This window comes from Streptomyces sp. NPDC001270 (assembly GCF_042896695.1).
In the GTDB taxonomy this organism is placed as follows: Bacteria; Actinomycetota; Actinomycetes; order Streptomycetales; family Streptomycetaceae; genus Streptomyces.
The window spans coordinates 246481-260296 of record NZ_JBIAXM010000009.1; the positions used below are offsets into that span (position 1 = coordinate 246481).

A 13816-nucleotide genomic window follows, 5' to 3' on the forward strand; every position below is an offset into this window, starting at 1 on the left:
TCCCTCCTTCCACTCGGTGCTTACGTCAGCCCTTCTCCGGGCCACCGCTCTCCTTGTCATCGGCGGACCCGCCGGAACTACCGGAGCCACCGGAGCCACCGGAACCACCAGCGCCACCGGAACCGCCCGCCGCGCTCTCCTCGCCGCTCTCCGCCTTGGCCGACTGCGCCCCGGGCTGGGGTTCGGCCACGGCCACCCGCGCGGGGCGGATGGTGCGCTCGCCGAACCGATACCCGGGCTGCAGGATCGCCACGCACGTCGTCTCCTCGACGTCCGGCGCGTACGAATGCATCAGGGCCTCGTGGATCGTCGGGTCGAAGGGCTCGCCCTCCTTGCCGAACTGCTGCAACCCCATCTTCGCGGCGACGGTCTCCAGCGATTCGGCGACGGACTTGAAACCGCCGACGAGTTCGCCGTGTTCCCGGGCCCGGCCGATGTCGTCGAGCACGGGCAGGAGTTCGGTCAGGAGGTTCGCGATGGCGATCTCCTTGACCGCGACCCGGTCGCGCTCGACACGGCGGCGGTAGTTCTGGTACTCGGCCTGCAGTCGCTGGAGGTCCAAGGTGCGCTCGTTGAGCGCGGTACGCACCTGGTCCAGCTGGGCGACCAGACCGGCGTTCTGCGTTGCGTCCCCGGCCGGGGCCGCCGCCTCCTCCGCGGAGGGGGCGGCCTGCGGCTCGGCGTCTTCGGGGGTGGCGCCGGAGGGGACGTCGGGCTTCTCGTCGAAGCCCGGGGTCTCCTCCGTCACGCGGCACCGTCCTTGCGCTCGTCGTCGACGATCTCCGCGTCGACGACATCGTCGTCGGCCTTGGCCTCACCGGCACCGGCGGACGCGCCGCCGGCGGCGGCCTGCCCGGCCTGGGCGTCGGCGTACATGGCCTGGCCCAGCTTCTGCGAGACGGCCGCGACCTTCTCGGTGGCGGTGCGGATCTCGGTGGTGTCCTCGCCCTTGAGCTTCTCCTTCAGCTCGGCGAGGGACTCCTCCACCTCGGTCTTGATCTCGCCGGGGACCTTGTCCTCGTTGTCCTTGAGGAACTTCTCCGTCTGGTAGACGAGCTGCTCGCCCTGGTTGCGGGTCTCGGCGGCCTCGCGGCGGCGGTGGTCCTCCTCCGCGTACTGCTCGGCCTCCTGGCGCATCCGGTCGACCTCGTCCTTCGGCAGCGAGGAGCCGCCGGTGACGGTCATCTTCTGCTCCTTGCCGGTGCCGAGGTCCTTCGCCGTGACGTGCATGATGCCGTTGGCGTCGATGTCGAAGGAGACCTCGATCTGCGGGACGCCACGCGGCGCCGGCGGCAGACCGGTCAGCTCGAACATGCCGAGCTTCTTGTTGTACGCCGCGATCTCGCGCTCGCCCTGGTAGACCTGGATCTGCACCGACGGCTGGTTGTCCTCGGCCGTGGTGAAGATCTCCGAACGCTTCGTCGGAATCGTGGTGTTGCGCTCGATCAGCTTGGTCATGATGCCGCCCTTGGTCTCGATACCGAGGGACAGCGGGGTCACGTCGAGCAGCAGGACGTCCTTGACCTCGCCCTTGAGGACACCGGCCTGGAGCGAGGCGCCGATGGCGACGACCTCGTCCGGGTTCACACCCTTGTTGGCCTCCTTGCCGCCGGTCAGTTCCTTGACCAGTTCGGCGACGGCGGGCATACGGGTGGAGCCGCCGACGAGGACGACGTGGTCGATCTCGCCCAGCTGGATGCCGGCGTCCTTGATGACGTTGTGGAACGGCGTCTTGCAGCGCTCCAGCAGGTCCGCGGTCAGCTGCTGGAACTGAGCGCGGGTCAGCTTCTCGTCCAGGTGCAGCGGGCCCTCGGCGGACGCGGTGATGTAGGGCAGGTTGATCGAGGTCTCGGTGGACGAGGACAGCTCGATCTTGGCCTTCTCCGCGGCCTCACGCAGGCGCTGGAGGGCCATCTTGTCCTTGCCGAGGTCCACGCCGTGACCGGACTGGAACTGCTTGACCAGGTAGTCGACGACGCGCTGGTCCCAGTCGTCACCGCCGAGGTGGTTGTCGCCGTTGGTGGCCTTCACCTCGACGACGCCGTCGCCGATCTCCAGCAGGGACACGTCGAAGGTGCCGCCGCCGAGGTCGAAGACGAGGATGGTCTGGTCGTCCTTGTCGAGGCCGTAGGCGAGGGCCGCCGCGGTGGGCTCGTTGACGATGCGCAGGACGTTGAGACCGGCGATCTCGCCGGCTTCCTTCGTCGCCTGACGCTCGGAGTCGTTGAAGTACGCCGGGACGGTGATGACCGCGTCGGTGACCTTCTCGCCCAGGTAAGCCTCGGCGTCCCGCTTCAGCTTCTGCAGGATGAAGGCGGAGATCTGCTGCGGGTTGAAGTCCTTCCCGTCCAGCTGGATCTTCCAGTCGGTGCCCATGTGGCGCTTCACGGAGCGGATGGTCCGGTCCACGTTGGTGACCGCCTGGCGCTTGGCCACCTCGCCGACGAGCACCTCGCCGTTCTTGGCGAAGGCGACGACGGACGGCGTGGTCCTGGCGCCCTCTGCGTTGGTGATGACGGTGGGCTCGCCGCCCTCCAGAACGCTGACGACGGAGTTAGTCGTGCCCAGGTCGATGCCGACCGCACGTGCCATGGTGATTTCCTCCAGCTGACTTGAGTGGAACGGACTCAAGTGTGCATGAGGTCGACCGCTGGGTCAACAGACCTGAGCCTGTGACGCTCAACTCTTATCCGCTCCTTACACGCAACTGAGCGCTGACCTGCGACGACGTAACGCGACGAGCGCCGTACACCGGCACGCGCAGCAGCAGAAGGATGACGAGCAGCGCGCCGCCCGCTACCCACAGCACGCTCTCCTCGTCCGCCCAGCCGGTGTGCGCGAGCACCCCGGTGAACACCCCGGAGAACGCCGCGACGGCCGACAGCACGGTGGCCCCCTGCGGGGTGAGCCCGAGCCGCCGCAGCCGGTGCGCCAGATGGTCGGGGCTCGCCCGCAGCAGCGACCGCCGGGCCGCCAGCCGGGACACCGCGACCAGCACCAGATCCAGGCCGGCGACGGCGGTCAGCGCGAACAGCACTTCGGCGCTGGACCCGACCCCGTACCCGGCGCGGGTGAACACGCCCGCCGCGGCCAGCAGGAACCCGGTGAACAGGGAGCCGCAGGCGCCGAGCCCGATCCGCGCGGGATGCCAGTTGTGCATGAGGAAGCCGGTGAGCGCGGCGGCGAGCACACTGAGCAGCACGGCCAGCCCGTCCATCAGCTCGGCGGCGGCACAGACGCCCACCCCGAACGCGGTCAGCACCCCCACGGTGCCCGCGAGCCCGTCGGCGTGGTCGAGGGCCCGGAAGCCGAGCGTGACGAACACGATCCACGCCACGGCCAGCGCCCCGGCGGCCACCCCGGTGTCCTGGTACGGCACGACACCGGCCGCCGCCACCGCCGTACCCGCCACCAGCACCCGGGCGCGCAGCCGCCACACGTCGGCGACCAGCCCGAGCAGGGCGACCCCGGCGGCGGCGAGGAGCAGCTCGCCCACCCCGTCGCCGAGCGGCGCGACCCCGGTCCACTGTCCCGCGCCGGCGACCAGACAGGTGACGAGGACGACAGCCGCACCGCCGAACAGCGGCACGGGCCGTCGGCTGCGCCGGTCGACGAACCCGGCCCGCAGTGCGGGCACGCGGAGCAGCGCCGCGAGCAGGGCGGCGAGCAGGAGTGCGGCGGTGGCCGCGAGGATCCCGTAGAGCACGGCTCCCAAACTAGGAGTGAAGTGAGCAATTCTGTATGAATAACACGAATAACGCGATTGACTCGTACGATTTGATCACCTGACGGACGGAACGAACTCCGCGGACCGGCGGCCCCGAGAGGGGCGGCGGGAGCGCGTCACGGCCCCCGCCCCGACCGCCCGCTCACGTGCCGCTGAGCGATTCAGATCACCCCACGCCCCGCTACAGTGCGACGCAAGATAGGGGTAACCTCAAACCGACTACATAAGTTACCGCTCAGTAATTACGAGGCCGCCTCAGGAGCCCCACATGCAACTCGCCGCGATCATCGTGTCGCTGGTCCTGGCCGTGGTCGGCGTGGCACTGTTCGCCCGAGCCATCGGCCAGATCTACCGCTTCGTCCGACTCGGACAGAACGTTCCCGCCGGCACCCGCACCAATGACCCCACGCAGCGCACCCTCACCGTGGTCAAGGAGTTCCTCGGCCACACCCGCATGAACCGCTGGGGCATCGTCGGCGTCGCGCACTGGTTCGTGGCGGTGGGCTTCTTCACCCTGGTCCTCACCCTGGTCAACGCCTTCGGCCAGCTCTTCCAGGCCGACTGGTACATCCCCGTCATCGGCGACTGGCCGCCCTACGAGGTCTTCACCGAACTCGTCGGCCTGCTCACCACGCTGGGCATCCTCACGCTGATCGTCATCCGCCAGCTGTCCCGGCCGGACCGACCGGGCCGCAAGTCCCGCTTCGCGGGCTCCAGCTTCGGCCAGGCGTACTTCGTCGAGGCCGTCATCCTCATCATCGGCCTGGCGATCCTGACGCTGCGCGGCCTGGAGGGCGCCCTGCACCACGTCGACGGCTACGAGGCGTCGTACGTGATCTCGTACCCGCTGGTCACGGCCTTCAAGGGGCTCGGCCTGAGCACGCTGCAGAACCTGGTCTACCTGGTCGCGCTGATCAAGATCGCGACGTCCTTCATCTGGATGATCACCGTCGCGCTCAAGACGGACATGGGCATCGCCTGGCACCGCTTCCTCGCCTTCCCCAACATCTGGTTCAAGCGCGAGAGCGACGGCGGCACCGCCCTCGGCGCCCTCCAGCCGATGACCTCCGGCGGCAAGCCGATCGACTTCACCGACCCCGGCGACGACGACGTCTTCGGTGTCTCGCAGATCGAGCAGTTCTCCTGGAAGGGCCTGCTGGACTTCTCCACCTGCACCGAGTGCGGCCGCTGCCAGAGCCAGTGCCCCGCCTGGAACACCGGCAAGCCGCTCTCCCCCAAACTCCTGATCATGTCCCTCCGGGACCACGCGCACGCCAAGGCGCCCTACCTGCTGGCCGGCGGCGGCAAGACGGCGGAGGGCGAGGAGAAGGCGTCCGCCGAGGCACTGAAGGACGTCTCCGCCGCCGCTCTCGCCGAGGCCGAACGCCCCCTGATCGGCACCGCCGACGAGAGCGGCGTCATCGACCCGGACGTCCTGTGGTCCTGCACCACCTGCGGCGCCTGCGTCGAGCAGTGCCCCGTCGACATCGAGCACGTCGACCACATCGTCGACATGCGGCGCTACCAGGTGATGATCGAGTCCGCGTTCCCGTCCGAGGCGGGCACGATGCTCAAGAACCTGGAGAAGAAGGGCAACCCCTGGGGCCTGAACAAGAAGCAGCGCCTGGAGTGGACCAAGGAGGTCGACTTCGAGGTCCCGGTCGTCGGCCAGGACATCGAGGACCTCACCGAGGTCGAGTACCTGTACTGGGTCGGCTGCGCCGGCGCCCTGGAGGACCGCGCCAAGAAGACCACCAAGGCGTTCGCGGAACTCCTGCACATCGCGGGCGTCAAGTTCGCGATCATGGGCGGCGACGAGAAGTGCACCGGTGACTCCGCCCGCCGCCTCGGCAACGAGCCCCTCTTCCAGGAGCTGGGCATGGAGAACGTCATGGCCCTGAACATGGCGTTCGGCGAGGAACTGGACGACGACGGCAAGGCCACGCCCGAGTCGCGGAAGCCGAAGTCCGCGAAGAAGATCGTCGCCACCTGCCCGCACTGCCTCAACACCATCGGCAACGAGTACCCGCAGCTCGGCGGCGACTACGAGGTCGTCCACCACACCCAGCTGCTCCAGCACCTGGTGGACGAGGGCAAGCTGATCCCGGTCACCCCGGTCGAGGGCATCATCACCTACCACGACCCCTGCTACCTGGGCCGCCACAACAAGATCTACACGCCCCCGCGCGAGATCATCGGCAAGGTCCCGGGCCTGCGCAACGAGGAGATGCACCGCCACAAGGAGCGCGGCTTCTGCTGCGGCGCGGGCGGCGCCCGGATGTGGATGGAGGAGCGGATCGGCAAGCGCATCAACAACGAGCGCGTCGACGAGGCCCTCTCCCTGAACCCCGACATCGTGTCGACGGCCTGCCCCTTCTGCCTGGTCATGCTCACCGACTCGGTCAACGGCAAGAAGAACGAAGGCAAGGCCAAGGAATCCATCCAGGTCGTGGACGTGGCCCAGTTGCTGCTCGACTCGGTCAAGACCCCGGTCGACCCGGCGGGCACGGCGGAGCCGGAGAGCGAGCCGGAGCCGGAGCCGGTGCAGTAACCGGTGACGTAGCCGACCCGCCCGACGCCCCTGTGTCCGCACGGACACAGGGGCGCGGTCATGTCCGGCCCCGGCCCGGCCCGGCACAGGCGGCCACCCCCGACGAACCGGCCCCCGGCGCGCGAGCCCGGTCCACGCCTACTCCTTCTTCTTCGCCCCCGTGTGCTGGACCACCTCGAAGGACCACAGCGTGGAGTCGGTGGCCGCGGGCTTCGGGCGCTCCCCGCCCTCGCCGGCGCCCTGGTGGGCGGCCTTCATCGGCCCCTCCATCCACGCCTGGAACGACTCCTCGTCCCGCCAGCGCGTGTAGACGAGATAGGTGTCGGTACCCGCCACCGGGCGAAGGAGTTCGAACCACTCGAACCCGTCGGAGTTCTCCACGGCGTGCGCCCGGTGGGCGAACCGCTGCTCCAGCGTTTCGCGCTGCTCCAACGGCACGGTCAGTACGTTGATTTTTACTACGCTAGGCACATGACACCTCTCGTCGAACGGGGCCCCGGCTGGACCCCTGATCTGGACCCTGTGCGCGCAGTGTCCTACATCCGACAGTCAAGGAAGCGTGAGGACGACTCCGCGTCGTCCCCCGAAGCACAGCGGACCAAGTAGAGACCCTGAGGGCGGCGGGCAGCCACGTGTCCGGCACGCCCCCGTACGGCTTCCGGTCGACGCGTGAGCCGCGCGGGGAACTGGTGGTGGTCAAGCTCGTCCCCGATCCCGCTGAGGCCCCGTACGTGCGCGACATGGTGTCCTGGGCGCTGGGCGGCATGACCGCATCGGCCGTGGCCCGCAAGCTGAACACCGAGGGCGTACCGACCAAAGCAGCGGACATGCCCGCGCGTGTGACCGCCCGCCAGGCCCGAGGCGTGAGCCGGCCGCTGGAGCGTACGACGTGGGTGTCGTCCACCGTCCTGCGCATCCTCCGTGACCCGCGCCTTGCCGGCTACGCCGCCGAACGCCGGGGGACCAAGCGCGTCATCCTGCGCGACAGCTCAGGGGCCCCGCTGGCTGCGCATGAGCCGATCATTCCGCCGGATGACTGGTGGCGCCTTCAAGACGTACTCGACGGCCGTGCGCCCCAGGTGGTCCGCCAGGGTGGGCGCTCCGTGCCGTCGCTGCTGGGTGGTGCCGGGATGCTCTTCTGCGGCGTCTGCGGCTCGTCCATGGTCACCGACCGGAGGAACGGCAAGCAGCTCTATCGGTGCAACCGCGCCCAGTCCGGCGCCGTACCGGGACACGGCGGTCTGGCCATCACCATGGACGCCGCTGATGACGTGGTGGCCCGTACCGTGTGGTCCCGCCTGACCGCGCTGGACCCAGAAGACCCCGAAGACCCCGAAGATCTCGAATGGCTCGCTGAGGCCGCACGCCGGTTTGCAGCGCAAGCGGACACGGGCGAGCGGCAGATCGAACTAGCAGCCGTATGCGCCGAGTTGGAGCACGTACGGGAAACGCTCCGCACGCTGTATGCCGACCGGCAGGCAGGCTTGTACGCGGGCGCCGTCGGTGACCGGATGTTCCGTGAGTCCGTGGAGCGGTTGACAGCGCACGAGGCGCGAACGACCGGACGCGTGGCAGAACTGGGGACCGCCGAGGCCGGCACGGTGGCGATCCCCTCGGAGTGGACGGCCCCGGAGGGCGACCCGCTGGGGCCGGAGTCGACGTGGGGCCGTTGGGGCCTGGAGGACCGGCGTAGCTTCTTGGCGTTCTTCGTCGACCGCATCACCATCGCCAGGTCCATCGGCCGTGGCCGGAACGCGAACACGGCGGATCGGGTGGCTGTGCACTGGGCAGAGGCACCAAGCAGCCAGGCGCGCCCGAGCGCCGTTCACCGCCCGTTGCTGGAATCCTCCGGTGGCAGGCCGTTCGCCACTCCTGGGAGAGTGTGTGCCCTCCGCGGCTGTGTCCGGAGTCGGGCACGGTCTCGCGCTTCGGCTCAGGTTTCGTCGGTGGGGTGACGAAGTGAGGTTCGGGGGGTGGGGCCCGCTGACCCCTGCTTTGCTTCTTCATCCCTTGCGGCTGGACGGAGAAGCGGCCGTGCCCCCTCACCCGCCGCGCCACCGTGCGCTGTGCCACCATCCTGCCCGCTGCCGGACCCGCACGCGCCCGGGGGCACACCACCGCCACCCGGCCCGCACCCCTAAGGGACGGCCGCCCTCTCGGCCGCCCGGCCCCTTAGGGGATGTCACAGGTCGGCCGCAAAGGCGGTCCCGAATGGCCGGGCCCGGCCCGTGACTCTCCGAGACCGGGTACGTTCGATGACGTGGCTGGATTCAGGATCGGACGCGGCGGCCGTAACGACCGCGCCCCGCAAGCGCGACCGCAACAACCTCCGTACGGGCAGCAGGCGCCGCAGGGACGCCCGGCATCCCAGGGAGGACGGCCCGCGCCCCAGGGGCCGTCGTACGGCTATCCGCCGGCGCCGCCGCAGCCGTACCCCGGCCGGCCGCAGCACCCGCAGTACGGCGGCGGTCCGGGCGGCGGCCAGTGGCCGCAGACGAACGGCGGCTACGGCGGCCAGGGCGGCCACGGAGAACCGGAGTACTTCGGCGACGGAGGCGGCTACCCGCAGCACGGCGCGCACGACCCGTACGCGGCCGACAACCCGGGCCACACCCAGGCGTTCCCGGTCGGCGAGGACCCCTACCAGCAGGGCGGGACCTACCAGGCGGGCGCGGCGGCCCCGGCCGGTCCGATCGGCCCGCGCCTGCACTGGAAGGACCTGCTGCGCGGCATCGTCGTGGCGCCCGACCAGACCTTCCTGCGGATGCGGGACTACACGATGTGGGGCGCGGCCCTCGTCGTGACCTTCCTCTACGGCCTCCTTGCCGTCTTCGGCTTCGACGGGGCCCGCAAGGACGCGATCAACGCGACGCTCTCCAACGCCGTCCCGATCGTCCTGACGACGGCCGTCGCGATGGTGCTGGCCGCCTTCATCCTGGGCGTGGTCACGCACACCCTGGCCCGTCAGCTCGGCGGCGACGGCGCCTGGCAGCCCACGGTGGGCCTGTCCATGCTGATCATGTCCATCACGGACGCGCCCCGTCTGGTCGTCGCCATGTTCTTCGGCGGCGACGCGGGCTTCGTCCAGGTCCTGGGCTGGGTGACCTGGATCGCCGGCGGCGTACTGCTGACCCGGATGGTCAGCCGCTCCCACGACCTGCCGTGGCCGCGAGCACTGGGCGCGTCGGCGATCCAGTTGATCGCGCTGCTGTCGATCGTGAAGCTGGGCACCTTCTGACCCGGAGGCCCACCGCACACGACACGGGCCACACGGGCCCCTGACCGCCCCCCGCGCGACCTCACCGGCGGCGACGTCCAGGGGCCCGCCCCGCCCAGGGGCCCGCCCCGCCCAGGGGCCCGCCCCGCCCAGGGGCCCGCCCCGCCACACCTCACCCGCCGACTCGGCCCCCCCCCGGCCGTCAGATCGCTTCGGTGTTCTCCTTGGGCACCTGCCCCGGCCGGACGACCGGCGGCAGCACGCTCCAGGGGAAGTTGATCCACGCGTCCGTACGCTTCCAGACGTACTCGCACTTCACGAGGGACTGCGGCTTCTCGTAGATCACGGCCGACCGCACCTCGGCGACCGTGTCCAGACAGAAGTCGCGCACCAGCTTGAGCGTCTTGCCGGTGTCGGCGACGTCGTCGGTGATCAGCACCTTCTTCTCGGAGAAGTCGATCAGCTTGGGAACGGGCGCGAGCATCACGGGCATGTCGAGGGTGGTGCCCACACCGGTGTAGAACTCCACGTTCACCAGGTGGAGGTTCTTGCAGTCGAGGGCGTAGGCCAGCCCGCCCGCGACGAAGACACCGCCGCGCGCGATGGACAGCACGATGTCCGGCTCGTACCCGTCGTCGGCGATGCTCTGCGCCAGCTCGCGCACGGCGACGCCGAACTGCTCGTAGGTCAGGTTCTCGCGTATGTCATGCACGCCGCTCACGCCGCTCACACCTGCGTCCGGTGGAAGTTGAGGTAGGAGCGGGAGGGGGTGGGCCCGCGCTGCCCCTGGTACCGGGATCCGTACCGCTCGCTGCCGTACGGGAACTCGGCCGGCGAGGTGAGCCGGAACATGCACAGCTGCCCGATCTTCATGCCCGGCCAGAGCTTGATCGGCAGGGTGGCGAGGTTGGACAGCTCCAGCGTGACGTGCCCGGAGAACCCGGGGTCGATGAACCCGGCGGTGGAGTGCGTGACGAGCCCGAGCCGCCCGAGGGAACTCTTGCCCTCCAGACGCGAGGCAAGGTCGTCGGGCAGGCTGATGACCTCGTACGTGCTGGCGAGCACGAACTCCCCGGGATGCAGGATGAAGGGCTCGTCGCCGTCCGGCTCGACGAGCCGCGTCAGATCGGCCTGCTCGACGGAGGGGTCGATGTGCGGGTACCGGTGATTCTCGAACACCCGGAAGAAGCGGTCCAGCCGCACGTCGATGCTGGACGGCTGCACCATGGATTCGTCGTAGGGATCGATCCGCACCCGCCCGGCGTCGATCTCGGCCCGGATGTCCTTGTCTGAGAGAAGCACGTCCCGAGGATACGCACGGCGCGCGGAGCCGCGACAATCGCGACGACTCCGCGCGCCGACGAGACGAGCGGGAGGCCCCGACGGAAACCAGGCGGAAACCAGACGACCACCGCCGCCACCATCCCCGGCTCACCCCGAGGTGCTACGCCCCCTCACCCCCACTACGCCATCTCACACCCCGCACACCCACAGCCCGGCCCACCCCAGCAGCCACCCCTGTCAGCCCTGCGCCCACCGCTTCCCTACTACTCCCCCACAGCTTCCCTGCCGAACTGCTTCCCTACTGCTTCCCTACTGCTTCTCGACGAGCGCGACCGGCACGGCGCTGCGCAGCCGGGCGCACCGTGGACACCGGACGAGCCGGCCGGGGCCGAGCCGCTCGGCCTGCTGCATCGGGAACGTAGCGGTACTGAACACGTGCCCATCGGCACAGCGGACGACGGTGCGTTCCATCAAGTCCAAGAGTCCCTTCCCCAAGAGCTGCGTCTGGCCAACTGCCCTGACGACAAAAGCCACATTACGGGATCAAAGAGACGACGCTCCAGGCGGCACTCCGGCCCCACCCGGCCCCTCTCCCAGGCCCACACCGTACGCCCCAACTCCGGCCACCCGCACGCGGATCCCACCCCTGAAACGCACTCAGGCCCACGGCATCAGCGCCGGGGGCCTGCGATGAGGTAGAGTGAGCGAGCATTCGGACACCGAATCGGACAACTCCGGTCGGCGTCTTACGCGGGTGTAGTTTAATGGTAGAACATCAGCTTCCCAAGCTGAGAGCGCGAGTTCGATTCTCGTCACCCGCTCCATGCTCAAGGCCCAGGTCAGAGACCTGGGCCCTTGTTATTGTCCAGACCGACTCGGGGACGATGTGCCCCACATGGCGGCTGTCACGCACCGGCCTCCGTGACAGGCCGGCGGACAGAACTTCGGGCGCGGGCCACGCATGGTCGGTGGTGTCCTGCGACATCGCCCCAGCGGGGCTCGCGCCCTCGTCGGCTCACCGGACGACGGACAGGTGGGACCGGTTCGCCTTGCCGATGCGCTGTTGCCCTTCGCCCTCCCGCGTGGTGACGACGAGACCGAAGACGAGGTCATTGGGCGGTGCGTACTGGGGCGGGAATTCAGGGGCAAGCGTCAGGCGTTGGGGCGCGTCCCAGGCAGAAGTCGCCGGTCAGTCGGTTCGGTGTGGCGGCCCGTAAAGGTCGTCGAGGCGGAGCGGTGCGGGCGGGGGCAGCGACGGCGCGCCATCCGTGGCCCGGCAGGACTGGAGGAAGTAGGCGAGCAGGCGGCGAGAGGCGGCGAGGGACGTCTCCGGGGACTGTCGCACGACGCCGCTGTTCGCCAGGAGCAGGAGGGTGACGTCGCTGGGGTCGAAGTCCTTGCGCAAGCACCCTGTGTTCTTCGCGCGTTGTACCAGCTGGGCGAGTCCTGCCTCGGCGCGGGCGCGCTCGCGATGGAGGTCGGGATCGTCGGGAGACTCGTCGAGGAACGCGGCGCTGAACCCGCGGTCTTCGGCCTGCATCCTGCACACCTTGGCGAGGGCGGAGCAGAGACCGCGCCAGGGGTCGTCGTCCCGTAGCGCCTCGTCCAAGGCTGCGACGCACTCGGTGAGCTGCTCGGAGAACGCCGCGGCGATCAGCGAGCCCCGGGTCGGGAAGTGCCGGTAGAGGGTGGCGGCGCCAACGCCGGCCCTGCGGGCGATGGCGCTGGAGGGTACGTCGGTGCCGTTGAGGGCGTACGCCTCGCGGGCGGCCTGGAGGAGCTGGGCGCGGTTGTGCCGGGCGTCGGCCCGCTGCCCCCGGACGGGGGTCCCGGAGGCGGACAAGGACTGGTTTCGAGACGGCTGAACAGGCATGTCTCTCACTTAACCACAAATGGAAGAGGTCATCCGTTTAGCGGGTTAGCGTGCTCTGGTGCCGCGGCTTCGAGGTTACCGAGGACGTCTGAGCCTCGTTGTTCGGCAGCCGCTCCCCCTTTCATGCGCGACAAAAACGGTACGAGGAGACATCATGCGTGCAGTAGAGATCACCGAATTCGGTGGACCGGAGAACCTCAAGCTGGTCGAGCGGCCGGACCCGACCGCCGAGCCGGGCCATGCCGTATTGGCGGTCGCAGCGGCCGGGGTCGGCTTTTTCGATGTCCTGCTACGGCAGGGCGCCAAGCCCGACGTCGGCACCGGCACCGTACCCGGTCTGGAGGTGGCGGGCACGGTGGTCGAGGTCGGTTCAAAGGACGACGCCGGGTGGGTGGGACGCCGGGTCTTCGCGACGACCGGGCACGGCGGCGGCTACAGCGACCGCGCCATGGTGCCCGTCGAATCTCTCGTGGAACTGCCCGAGGACGTCTCGTCCCATGATGCGGTAGCGCTCGGGGTGAATTCCCTGGTCGCCGCGGCAAGCGTGGAAAGGGCCGGCGTCAAGGCGGGCGAGCGGGTGCTCGTTCGCGGCGCCGGTGGCGGGATCGGCGTGCTCACCACCCAGCTCGCGGCCGCTCGGGGTGCGACGGTGATCGCCTCCGTGCCCGACCGGTCCGTCGCGCAGCGACTGCACGACCTGGGGGCCACGGACGTCGTGGGCGTGGACGCGGTCGACCCGGGCCCGGACGGCCGCTATCACGCCGTCATCGACATCGTCGCCGGTTCTGACGTGGCCGACTTCATCCCCCTGCTCCGCCCGAACGGCAGGTACGTGATCAGTGGTGTCGTCGCGGGTGCCCCCACCCCCGACTTCGGCATGGCACTGTTCGCGAACTTCCAGCAGTCCTGGACCATCTCGGCCCTCAGTCTCTCCAGCGCACCGTCGAAGACCGCCGCCGAGACCTTCGCACTCCTCTTCGCCGACTTGCGGGAAGGCCGGCTGAAGCCGGTGCTGCACGACACCTTCCCGCTGGACAAAGCCGCGGCCGCGCACACTCTGCTGGAGTCCCGCGCCGCCTTCGGCAAGATCATTCTGACCGTCTGATTCGACGGGACGAGCAGATCACCCGCGTGTACTGCCTGATGGGTGGTGCGCCCGGTCGG

At 69.5% G+C, this 13816-nt stretch carries 12 protein-coding genes and 1 tRNA gene; 5 read left to right on the plus strand and 8 right to left on the minus strand.

All coding sequences use genetic code 11. The features are described from left to right. Positions 1-25: 25 nt before the first annotated feature. The 3 genes from grpE to ACFY2B_RS17710 form a co-directional block, all read right to left on the minus strand. Entirely contained in the window at positions 26-748 is a 723-nt protein-coding gene (gene grpE, locus ACFY2B_RS17700; RefSeq protein ID WP_390764014.1) for a nucleotide exchange factor GrpE, read from the minus strand. Next, entirely contained in the window at positions 745-2592 is a 1848-nt protein-coding gene (gene dnaK, locus ACFY2B_RS17705) for a molecular chaperone DnaK (protein ID WP_390764015.1), read from the minus strand. The genes grpE and dnaK overlap by 4 nt, the downstream gene beginning before the upstream one ends. A 94-nt stretch (positions 2593-2686) precedes the next feature. After that, complete coding sequence (locus ACFY2B_RS17710; RefSeq protein ID WP_390764016.1) at positions 2687-3706, minus strand: MraY family glycosyltransferase; 1020 nt, start codon at positions 3704-3706, stop codon at positions 2687-2689. 289 nt (positions 3707-3995) lie between these two features. Here ACFY2B_RS17710 and ACFY2B_RS17715 point away from each other — a divergent pair, with 289 nt between their 5' ends. Next, positions 3996-6278 (plus strand): (Fe-S)-binding protein, encoded by a 2283-nt coding sequence (locus ACFY2B_RS17715; RefSeq protein ID WP_390764017.1) that lies wholly within the window; start codon positions 3996-3998, stop codon positions 6276-6278. A gap of 138 nt (positions 6279-6416) precedes the next feature. On the opposite strand, the gene ACFY2B_RS17720 is transcribed toward ACFY2B_RS17715, so the two are convergent. Next, positions 6417-6749: an antibiotic biosynthesis monooxygenase family protein gene (locus ACFY2B_RS17720; protein ID WP_390764018.1), complete on the minus strand. Its 333-nt coding sequence runs from the start codon at positions 6747-6749 to the stop codon at positions 6417-6419. A 221-nt stretch (positions 6750-6970) separates the two neighbouring features. On the opposite strand from ACFY2B_RS17720, the gene ACFY2B_RS17725 reads away from it, so the two are divergent. After that, positions 6971-8233, plus strand: a complete 1263-nt coding sequence (locus tag ACFY2B_RS17725) for a recombinase family protein (RefSeq protein WP_390764087.1) — start codon at positions 6971-6973, stop codon at positions 8231-8233. Positions 8234-8457: 224 nt separating this feature from the next. Continuing rightward, positions 8458-9516: a Yip1 family protein gene (locus ACFY2B_RS17730; RefSeq protein ID WP_390764019.1), complete on the plus strand. Its 1059-nt coding sequence runs from the start codon at positions 8458-8460 to the stop codon at positions 9514-9516. Between the two features lie 181 nt (positions 9517-9697). On the opposite strand, the gene ACFY2B_RS17735 is transcribed toward ACFY2B_RS17730, so the two are convergent. The 3 genes from ACFY2B_RS17735 to ACFY2B_RS17745 all read right to left on the minus strand — a co-directional run bounded on the left by ACFY2B_RS17735 (position 9698) and on the right by ACFY2B_RS17745 (position 11214). Continuing rightward, positions 9698-10207, minus strand: a complete 510-nt coding sequence (locus ACFY2B_RS17735; RefSeq protein WP_390764088.1) for a phosphoribosyltransferase — start codon at positions 10205-10207, stop codon at positions 9698-9700. Positions 10208-10221: 14 nt separating this feature from the next. Further along, complete coding sequence (gene dcd, locus ACFY2B_RS17740; protein WP_376524999.1) at positions 10222-10797, minus strand: dCTP deaminase; 576 nt, start codon at positions 10795-10797, stop codon at positions 10222-10224. 291 nt (positions 10798-11088) lie between these two features. Further along, positions 11089-11214, minus strand: a complete 126-nt coding sequence (locus ACFY2B_RS17745) for a hypothetical protein (protein ID WP_376525048.1) — start codon at positions 11212-11214, stop codon at positions 11089-11091. A 315-nt stretch (positions 11215-11529) separates the two neighbouring features. Between ACFY2B_RS17745 and ACFY2B_RS17750 the strand changes: the two genes are divergently transcribed. Further along, positions 11530-11603 (plus strand) — tRNA-Gly (locus ACFY2B_RS17750). A gap of 365 nt (positions 11604-11968) precedes the next feature. Here the strand turns inward: ACFY2B_RS17750 and ACFY2B_RS17755 are convergent. Beyond that, the gene (locus tag ACFY2B_RS17755) at positions 11969-12652 is read right to left on the minus strand and encodes a TetR/AcrR family transcriptional regulator (protein ID WP_390764020.1); all 684 of its coding nucleotides are present in this window, start codon (positions 12650-12652) and stop codon (positions 11969-11971) included. Between the two features lie 154 nt (positions 12653-12806). Between ACFY2B_RS17755 and ACFY2B_RS17760 the strand changes: the two genes are divergently transcribed. Continuing rightward, on the plus strand, positions 12807-13757 hold the full coding sequence (locus ACFY2B_RS17760; RefSeq protein ID WP_390764021.1) for a zinc-binding alcohol dehydrogenase family protein: 951 nt from the start codon (positions 12807-12809) through the stop codon (positions 13755-13757). The last annotated feature ends 59 nt before the right edge of the window (positions 13758-13816 follow it).

Coding starts and splice junctions, on each gene's coding strand:
- ACFY2B_RS17715 (WP_390764017.1), top strand. CDS start 3,996: ATGCAACTCGCCGCGATCATCGTGTCGCTGGTCCTGGCCGTGGTCGGC.
- dnaK (WP_390764015.1), bottom strand. CDS start 2,592: ATGGCACGTGCGGTCGGCATCGACCTGGGCACGACTAACTCCGTCGTC.
- ACFY2B_RS17755 (WP_390764020.1), bottom strand. CDS start 12,652: ATGCCTGTTCAGCCGTCTCGAAACCAGTCCTTGTCCGCCTCCGGGACC.
- ACFY2B_RS17730 (WP_390764019.1), top strand. CDS start 8,458: ATGTCACAGGTCGGCCGCAAAGGCGGTCCCGAATGGCCGGGCCCGGCC.
- ACFY2B_RS17760 (WP_390764021.1), top strand. CDS start 12,807: ATGCGTGCAGTAGAGATCACCGAATTCGGTGGACCGGAGAACCTCAAG.